This is a genomic window from Colwellia sp. E2M01 (assembly GCF_018860585.1).
Classification (GTDB): domain Bacteria; phylum Pseudomonadota; class Gammaproteobacteria; order Enterobacterales; family Alteromonadaceae; genus Colwellia.
Genome location: NZ_JAHKPR010000024.1, coordinates 1 through 8,479, shown reverse-complemented (window position 1 = coordinate 8,479; position 8,479 = coordinate 1). Strand labels below are relative to the sequence as shown.

Sequence of the window (8,479 nt, the reverse complement as noted above, 5' to 3'; positions counted from 1 at the left end):
GAGTGGGAAAGAACTTAATCAACTTGGTATAAGTGGCTATTAAAACTTCCCTTTGAATATAGTTGGGGTTAGTTACTTGATTGATATAGCATACTAATAAAATAAAAATATTAATTGTTGATTAACAATTGCTTTTTTTTAAGGTAAGTTAGTACCAATATTTTAATTTAATGATTATAAGGTTTTTACCTCTATGAGTCCATCAGTGCTAATTTGTGATGATTCAAACATGGCTAGAAAGCAAGTGCTTAGAAGTCTTCCTGAGCAATGGCAAGCAACTGCGCAAATGGCCACTAATGGCGTAGAAGCGTTAAAAGTATTACGAGATGGCAGTATTGAGATATTGTTTCTTGATCTAACCATGCCAGGTATTGACGGTGTTGGTGTTTTACAAGGTATTCAAAAGTTAAACCTAAAATTGAATGTTTTCGTTATTTCTGCTGATATTCAACCCGAAATGCAAAGTAAAGTAAAAGCGCTAGGCGCAAAAGAATTTATACGTAAACCTGTAAAGGCAGATGTATTGCTTAATTACTTGCAAGAGCATGCCTTGTTATGAGCGAATTAAACCTAACAGATGATCAACTTGATTGCTTACAAGAGCTGATTAATATTGCGATGGGTCAGGCAAGTGATCAACTTGCTCGTTACCTTGATACTTTTGTCTACTTAAAAGTACCGAATATAGAAAGTGTTGACGCCAAGGACTTAATGAGTAGTTTAAGTGAGCAACAAAATACTCTTGCTGTGGTTAGCCAAGGTTTTTTTGGTCATGAAGGTATACGCGGTGAAGCGTTATTAGTGTATAAAGAAGAAGACTCTGGTCGTATTGCCGATTTATTGGGATATGAGCCTGATGAATTATCACAAGATGAGCAATTAATTGATATTAGCTCAATTTTAACGACTACTTTTTTGAATGTTTTTGCGCGTCAAATAGATAATCAAATGTCTTATAATGCACCTAAACTATTACCACAAGTACAAAGTAATTTATCAGAGCATGTACAACATATGCCATTTACTTGGGATTTAGCACTTAAAGTAAATATCAATTACCAAGTAACTGACTATTCTTTTAATTGCAATATGATTCTATTAATCCCTGAAAAAGCGATCACAAAAATAAAATTAGTCCTTGACCGGATCTTACTTGATTTTTCATAAGCTTCTTCATTCTGTAGGTAAAAAATAACAATCCTAGTAAATAGGAAGCAGTTAATGGGTAGGAACTATCATGGGTAACTCTGAAACATGTGCAGCAACAGATAATGCGCAAGTATTAACTGTAAATGAGCATGTGATAAAGCAAATTAATGAGCAAGTTGCTAATCAATTAAATACTGGTGTATTGGTTATTGATCATGCGTTTACTATTGTGATTTGTAATCGTTTCTTGCAAGTGCATACCGATAAAAATATTGATGATATTATCGGTGAAAATATCTTTATCGCCTTTCCTGAGCTACCTGAACGTTGGTTAGCTCGTAAATTAAATGCTGCACTACAATTAAATACCCCAAGCTTTTGCTCTTGGGAGCAAAGACATCACCTATTTGAATTACCCCATACCCGCCCTATAACTACGGGCAGTGAGTTTATGGCGCAAAACTGTACCTTTTTACCGATAGAAACCGATGAAAATGGTATGCATGTTTGTATCTTAATTGAAGATGTTACCGATGTATGTCATTACCAAACTCAACTACAAAAAACTTTAGACGATCTCGCCTTAATGAGTCGTATTGACGGTCTAACACAAATTTATAATCGTAAACATTGGCAAGAATCGTTAAAGCAAGAATATGCGAAAGCTCGTCGCTACGATAAAGACTTATCTTTGATCATGCTTGATTTAGATTATTTTAAATTACTCAATGATAATTACGGTCATCAATGTGGTGATATGGTTTTAATTGAAGTGAGTGCTTTAATCGATTCTTTATTGAGAATTGAAGATATATTTGGTCGTTACGGTGGTGAAGAATTTGCCATTATTGTTCCTGAAGCGCAATTGCATGGAGCAATGGAATTAGCGCAACGTATTTGTAAAACCATTGCTTCTACACCGCTAACCTATAACGGGCAGGAATTAAAAGTAACAATAAGTTTAGGTGTTGCGCAGTTAAGCGATAAAGAAAGTAATTATGAAGCGTTAATAACTTTGGCTGATAAAGCTTTATATGCAGCCAAACATAATGGTCGTAATCAAGCTTTTAGTCTAACAGCATAATCATTTTTCGTGTTAATCAAAAAAGCACCTTCTCGCCACCAAGCTTAGTTAATACAGTAAAGCCAAAGGTTATAATTTTAACCTAATTATATTAGTCAGTTTAAGTTATAAATTTATAAACATAATTTATAACTTTTTTATTTATGCTTACTTGGTGTTAATTAGGATTAAAGATTGACATTTAACCCAGTTTAAGGCATTTTAACGCCATGAAATTTTACAGCCGCCACATTATTATTATTACCACCACCACTCCTATTGGAATGGCGGTCGCTGGCTAACGTGTAAAAAATGAAAATTTTATCGAAGCCCGTGACCTGAAAAGGTAACGGGCTTTTTTATGCTTACTGTGATGGGTAAAGCGTTAAAGAGATATTTTAGGCGTCACTTTTCCTAAAATATCAGTTAAGCAGCTTACTTATTAACGATCTCTACAAAGGAAGAAAAAATGCGTGTACTTAAATTTGGTGGCTCCTCATTAGCTTCAGCTGAGCGTTTTCGCCAAGTTGCAGACATTATTAAAGACAAAAGTGAATTGTCAAAGATTGCTGTTGTTGTTTCTGCTCCTCAAGGAGTAACGAATCATCTTGTTGCAATGGCTGAAAATATCAGTGACGAAGCCAAATTAGAAACAGATTTAGGTCACTTTAAGCGTGCAATTACCACTATTGTTGATGATTTATCAGCGTCTATTGAAGGCTTTAATCATTTACATTGTGAGCAAGCGTTAACTAACTACGAGCAGCAGTTATCACGTTTTATGCACGGTGCAACATTACTTACTTATTGTCCAGATCATATTCGTGCCCGCATTATTAGTACTGGTGAGCGTTTAAGCGTTGCCATTCTTGAAGCTGTTTTACAAAGTTATGGTGAAAAAGTATCTGTATTAGCACCAGAAAAATTCCTTTATACCAGTAATTCACCTTTGAATGCTGTAGCAGATTTAGTTTTATCGAAAGATAAGTTTAAAAATGAATATAGCGACTTAGCTAATATTTCATTAATGCCTGGTTTCTTTGGTGTAAATGATGAAAGCGGCCAACAACAAATTACTACCTTAGGTCGTAACGGCTCAGATTATTCAGCAGCCGTTTTAGCGGTTTGTTCAGATGCTGAGTGTTGTGAAATTTGGACAGACGTTGATGGTGTTTACAATGCCGATCCTCGTTTTATTAAAGAAGCTAAACTACTTGATTACTTATCGTATCAAGAAGCGATGGAACTTTCTTATTTTGGTGCGAGCGTTTTACATCCAAAAACTATTGGTCCCATTGCCCAGTATCATATTCCATGTTTAATCAAAAACACTAACAACCCAAGTGCGCCAGGTACATTAATTTCTAAAGATAATGACCAACAGCAACGGGTTAAAGCGATCTCAAACCTTGATGATTTAACCATGGTTAATGTTTCAGGACCCGGTATGAAAGGCATGGTAGGCATGGCAAGCCGTGTGTTTGCAACGATGAGTCGTAAAAATATCTCGTTGGTATTAATTAGCCAATCATCTAGCGAATACAGTATTAGCTTTTGTATCTATTCAAGCGACGCTGAGCTTGCTAAACAAAGCTTACAAGAAGAGTTTGAATTAGAATTATTAAATGGTTTATTAGAGCCATTATCCTTGAAAACTGATTTATCTATTGTGTCATTGGTTGGTGATGGTATGCATCATCAGCGTGGCGTAGCCGCTAAGTTCTTTAGTTCATTAGCGCAAGCGCGTGTAAACGTTGTTGCTATTGCACAAGACTCATCAGAGCGCAGTATCTCAGTTGTAATCGAACAAAAACAATGTATGGACGCTATGAAAGTAAGTCATCAAAATTTCTTTTCAAAACAACCAACAATCGACGTATTCTTAGTAGGCTGTGGTGTTGTTGGTAGTGAATTAATTGCACAAATTTCTCGTCAACAAGAGAGTTTAAAAGAGCAAAATATCGCCTTAACTGTTTATGGTATTGCCAACTCTAAAGGCATGGTTGTAAACAAAGAGGGTATTGATCTAGACAACTGGCAAGACGCTATGGCTAATGCGACAGACGTATTACCAGTTAGCGCTGAAAGCTTGAAAGAGTTTGTTAGTGATAATAACTTAATTAACCCAGTATTAGTTGACTCTACATCAAACGAAGCATTAGCAATGAGCTATGTTAGCTATTTAGCTGAAGGCTTCCATGTGGTAACACCAAACAAAAAAGCCAATACAGATTCTTGGGAATATTACCAAGAGCTTCGTACTACTGCACAAGAAACTAACCGTCGTTTCCTTTATGAAACAACAGTAGGTGCTGGTTTACCGGTAATTGATACACTACAAGGCTTGATTAAAGCTGGTGATAAGTTGCAACGTTTTGAAGGTATCTTATCTGGTTCATTATCTTACCTGTTTGGTATGTTAGAAGAAGGCATGACAGTTTCAGAAGCTACTGCAATCGCAAAAGAAAAAGGTTTTACAGAGCCAGATCCTCGTGACGATTTAAGCGGTATGGACGTAGCACGTAAATTATTAATTATGGCGCGTGAATCTGGTATGCAACTAGAAATTTCTGATATCAATATCGAGCCAGTATTACCGAACGACTTTGATGATAGTGGCGACGTTGATACTTTCATGGGTAATTTAACCAAACTTGATGCAGAATTTTCTGAGCGCGTAGCTGTAGCAAAAGCCGAAGGTAAAGTGTTACGTTATATTGGCAACATTGTTGACGGCAAGTGTCAGGTTTCTATTGAAGCCGTTGGCGCAGACCACCCACTTTACAGTATTAAAGACGGCGAAAACGCTTTAGCAATTCACAGTCGTTACTACCAACCATTACCATTTGTTTTACGTGGCTATGGCGCTGGCGCTGCAGTTACTGCCGCAGGCGTATTTGGTGACATTCTAAGAACTTTAGCGTGGGAGCAGCAGCACTAATGTCAGCAAGTAACAAAAGTGTTTCGGTATTTGCGCCAGCATCTATTGGTAATGTTAGTGTTGGTTTTGATGTTTTAGGTTTAGCGGTTAAGCCTATTGATGGCACGTTATTAGGTGACGTTGTTACTGTTAACGAAAGTCAAAGCAACGAAGATAACTTAACGGTTATTGGTAACTTTGCTGATAAATTACCAAGTAACAAAGAAGACAACATTGTTTGGTCTTGTTTATTACTTTTCAACGAAAGATTAAAAAGTGTTAATCAAGTACCAGTAGCACTTGAGTTAGTATTAGATAAAAAAATGCCTGTTGGCAGCGGTTTAGGCTCTAGTGCTTGTTCTGTTGTTGCTGCACTTGCCGGCTTAAATGCTTATTATGCGAAGTACCAAGGTTTTAGCTTTGCTGAAAATGTAGTGCTTAAAATGACAGGTGAAATGGAAGCGCAAATAAGTGGTAGCTTGCATTATGATAATGTAGCCCCATGTTACTTAGGTGGCTTACAGTTAATGGTGCCAGATGAAGACGTAATTTCACGTGTTCTTCCTAACTTTGACGATTGTTATTATGTAATGGCATATCCTGGTATTGAAGTATCAACTAAGGCAGCGCGAGACGTGCTACCAACAAGTTATAGCCGTAGCGATGTTATCGCTTATGGTCAAAACTTAGCGACTTTTGTTGATGCTTGTCATCGTCAAGATAAGCAGCAAGCATTTTCTGTGTTGACAGATGTTGTTGCTGAGCCATACCGTACAGATTTACTGCCAAGATATAAAGAATCGCGTGATTATTTGGCAGCACAAGGTGCTTTAGCCGTTGGTATTTCAGGCTCTGGCCCAACCGTTTTTTGTGTTTGTGATAGTAAATCGCAAGCAGACGAATTTGCCCAGTGGTTAACAGACAACTACTTACAAACCGAATTAGGTTTTGTCCATGTTTGTAAAGTTGATGAAGTTGGCGCTACCGAGCTTTAATGAGATCGGCTTTACTTAAATCAATAAATTAATTTAAGCAAAGCATGACAGCTAAAAAACTAGCGAATAGATTATTAGGAAAGATAGTGAAATTTTATAATTTAAAAGAAAATGATGAGCAAGTTGGCTTTGCACAAGCAGTAAAGCAAGGGTTAGGTAAAAACCAAGGTTTATTCTTTCCATCAACAATGCCTAAACTAGACAATATTGATGAACTACTTGCTATGCCAATGGTAGAGCGTAGTGTACAAATTTTACAGCCATTTGTTGAAGGTGACTTAACCAAAGCTGAATTAACTGACATTATTACTGATGCATTTAATTTTTCAGCGTTATTACAACCTATTTGCCCAGATCGCGCTATTTTAGAATTGTTTCACGGTCCAACATTAGCGTTTAAAGATTTTGGCGCTCGTTTCATGGCTAAATGTTTACAAGCCTTTGTTGCTAAAGACGCAAAAGAAACAGGTGTCACTAAGCCGTTAACTATATTAACAGCTACTTCAGGTGATACAGGCGCAGCGGTTGCTCATGCGTTTCATGGTATCGACAACATTCGTGTTGTGATCATGTACCCGAAAGGAAAAATCAGCTTACTACAAGAAAAGATGTTTACTACTTTAGGTGACAACATTGAAACATTAGCAGTTGAAGGTGATTTTGATGATTGCCAAGCCTTAGTTAAAGCGTCTTTTGATGATAAAGAATTAGCTAATACTATTGGTTTAAACTCTGCTAACTCAATCAACATCAGTCGTTTATTAGCGCAAGTTTGTTATTACTTTGAAGCGGTTGCACAATTATCTCGTGCGAAAAGTGATTTAAGCCAAATCGTTTTCTCTATTCCAAGTGGTAACTTTGGTAACTTAACGGCAGGTTTATTTGCTAAAGCCATGGGCTTACCAATTAAACGCTTTATAGCCGCAACTAATGCTAACGATACAGTTCCTCGTTATTTAGAAACGGGTGAATGGTCACCAAACGATACTGTTGCCACTATTTCAAATGCCATGGACGTTAGTAACCCTAACAACTGGCCGCGTGTTGAACACATGCTTAAAAGCGGTATTGTTGAAGAAGGCTGTGTTAGCTCAGTATCAATTGATGAAGAGCAAACACAATCTACTGTTATTCAGTTGTCTAAATTAGGTTACATCAGCGAGCCTCATGCAGCTGTTGCTTATAAAGCATTACAATACAGCGCTACTGAAGGCGAGTTTGGTGTCTTTTTAGGTACTGCTCACCCTGCTAAATTTAAAGAAGTTGTTGAAAGTATTTTAGGTTGCCCTATTGGCTTACCAAAAGAATTAGCAGATTGTGCTGGTGAACCTATCTTATCTACTGATATGGCGCCTAACTTTGCTGATTTACGTAGCTACTTATTAGCGTAATGTTTAGTATAGTTTTTAGCGTTATGAAACAACGTTAATTCAAATTAAGCTGTCACCTTGGTGATGGCTTTTTTTTTATCTATTACAAGCTTTTTAATTTATCTATTACAAGCTTTTTAATTTAGGTATTTCAATGATAAAACCACAATGGCAAGCACTCATTAGTCAAGAATCAAAGAAAGATTACTTTCAAACCTTAACCGCTGAAGTTGCCAAGCAAAGAGCTGCGGGTATCACTATATTCCCGTCAGAAAAAGATGTTTTTAATGCTTTTAACTACGTAGATTTATCGGATGTTAAAGTGGTGATTTTAGGCCAAGATCCTTATCATGGAGAAGGACAAGCGCATGGTTTAGCTTTCTCTGTGCAGCATGGTGTTAAAGTACCACCTTCACTAGTAAATATGTATAAAGAGCTAGTGACAGATATTGATGGTTTTAATACCCCAAAGCATGGCTGTTTAACATCTTGGGCACAGCAGGGCGTTTTGTTACTTAATACCGTCTTAACGGTGCAAGAGGCAAACGCACATTCCCATGCAAAGCTTGGTTGGGAGACTTTTACTGAAAAAGTGATCGGTGAAATTAACGAGAATAATAAAGGTTGTGTTTTTATTTTGTGGGGCGCGCATGCTCATAAAAAAGGTAAAGCTATTAATCAAGATAAACACCTTGTTTTAAAAGGACCACATCCATCACCGTTATCTGCTTATCGTGGTTTCTTTGGTTGTAAACACTTTTCTCAAGCAAATGAATGGCTAGCTCAGCATGATATTGAAATAATAGATTGGGCATTAGCAGAATAAGGGGGTGGGACAATAAGAAGAAATTATCTTTTATATTTAATATGGCTATAAATCATTAATACCAACTAAATAATAATAGGGAGTTTCATCCTTAACTGCTCTATAAAGTGAAATATAACAGTTAGGGGGAAACTCTCTAACTAACCTGATGTGATG

General features: G+C 36.8%; 7 protein-coding genes. All 7 read left to right on the top strand.

What is annotated here, in order from left to right; all coding sequences use genetic code 11:
* The first annotated feature begins 193 nt into the window (after window positions 1-193).
* The 7 genes from KO502_RS05175 (at window position 194) to ung (ending at window position 8,323) form a co-directional block, all read left to right on the top strand.
* Complete coding sequence (locus KO502_RS05175; protein ID WP_216021508.1) at window positions 194-559, top strand: response regulator; 366 nt, start codon at window positions 194-196, stop codon at window positions 557-559.
* Window positions 556-1,167 carry a chemotaxis protein gene (locus KO502_RS05170; RefSeq protein WP_216021507.1) on the top strand — a complete coding sequence of 204 codons (612 nt, stop codon included), beginning with the start codon at window positions 556-558 and terminating at the stop codon, window positions 1,165-1,167. The genes KO502_RS05175 and KO502_RS05170 overlap by 4 nt, the downstream gene beginning before the upstream one ends.
* Window positions 1,168-1,237: 70 nt before the next feature.
* Window positions 1,238-2,233 carry a diguanylate cyclase gene (locus tag KO502_RS05165; protein ID WP_216021506.1) on the top strand — a complete coding sequence of 332 codons (996 nt, stop codon included), beginning with the start codon at window positions 1,238-1,240 and terminating at the stop codon, window positions 2,231-2,233.
* 448 nt (window positions 2,234-2,681) lie between these two features.
* Window positions 2,682-5,153, top strand: a complete 2,472-nt coding sequence (gene thrA, locus KO502_RS05160; protein ID WP_216021505.1) for a bifunctional aspartate kinase/homoserine dehydrogenase I — start codon at window positions 2,682-2,684, stop codon at window positions 5,151-5,153.
* On the top strand, window positions 5,153-6,127 hold the full coding sequence (gene thrB / locus KO502_RS05155; RefSeq protein ID WP_216021504.1) for a homoserine kinase: 975 nt from the start codon (window positions 5,153-5,155) through the stop codon (window positions 6,125-6,127). The genes thrA and thrB overlap by 1 nt, the downstream gene beginning before the upstream one ends.
* Before the next feature lie 86 nt (window positions 6,128-6,213).
* Window positions 6,214-7,518, top strand: coding sequence for a threonine synthase (thrC, locus tag KO502_RS05150; RefSeq protein ID WP_216021503.1), 1,305 nt, complete (start codon window positions 6,214-6,216; stop codon window positions 7,516-7,518).
* A gap of 133 nt (window positions 7,519-7,651) precedes the next feature.
* Window positions 7,652-8,323: a uracil-DNA glycosylase gene (gene ung / locus KO502_RS05145; RefSeq protein WP_216021502.1), complete on the top strand. Its 672-nt coding sequence runs from the start codon at window positions 7,652-7,654 to the stop codon at window positions 8,321-8,323.
* The last annotated feature ends 156 nt before the right edge of the window (window positions 8,324-8,479 follow it).